This window comes from Aurantimonas sp. E1-2-R+4 (genome assembly GCF_036549515.1).
In the GTDB taxonomy this organism is placed as follows: Bacteria; Pseudomonadota; Alphaproteobacteria; order Rhizobiales; family Rhizobiaceae; genus Aurantimonas; species Aurantimonas coralicida_A.
Map to the genome: position 1 here is coordinate 1 of NZ_JAZHLK010000165.1, position 580 is coordinate 580.

Here is a 580-nt window from a genome sequence, read left to right on the forward strand (position 1 = left end):
ATTCGGTGTCAACGTCGGAGCAAAACCGGGCCAGTGGTGCGGAGTAAAAGCAGGCCACTGGCGTGAGGGGCACGACACAGGAAAGGGCCCGATCGGGCCCTTTCCTGTGTCGTGGGGGATGTCCTGAGGATCAGGGGTCGGTGATTTCGCCGGTCCCGGGATCGAAGACGTCGGCAGTGGCCTGGTTTTGCTCCGCCGTGGCGGCGGCCCGGCGCGGTCCGGCGGATTGTTTGAGACGATAGCTGTCGCCGTTCATCGTCAGGATGTGGACGTGGTGGGTCAGGCGATCGAGCAGTGCGCCGGTCAGCCGTTCGGATCCGAGAACGCTCGTCCAGTCCTCGAAGGGGAGATTGGATGTGACGATGGTCGAGCCACGCTCGTAGCGCTGGGAGAAGACCTCGAACAGGAGTTCGGCGCCAGTCGGCGACAGCGGCACGTAGCCGAGTTCGTCGACGATCAGCAGCTTCACGGCCTGGAGATCGCGCTGCAGCTTCAGAAGGCGGCGCTCGTCGCGAGCCTCCATCAGTTGATGAACGAGAGCCGCCGTCGTCGTGAACGCGACGGTGAAGCCTTTCTGGCA

The 580-nt window shown here is 64.0% G+C and carries 1 protein-coding gene; it reads right to left on the reverse strand.

The annotated features are described in order from the left end of the window. Positions 1–130 precede the first annotated feature (130 nt). On the reverse strand, positions 131–580 hold a 450-nt coding region (locus tag VQ045_RS21890), incomplete at its 5' end, for an ATP-binding protein (RefSeq protein ID WP_331831635.1).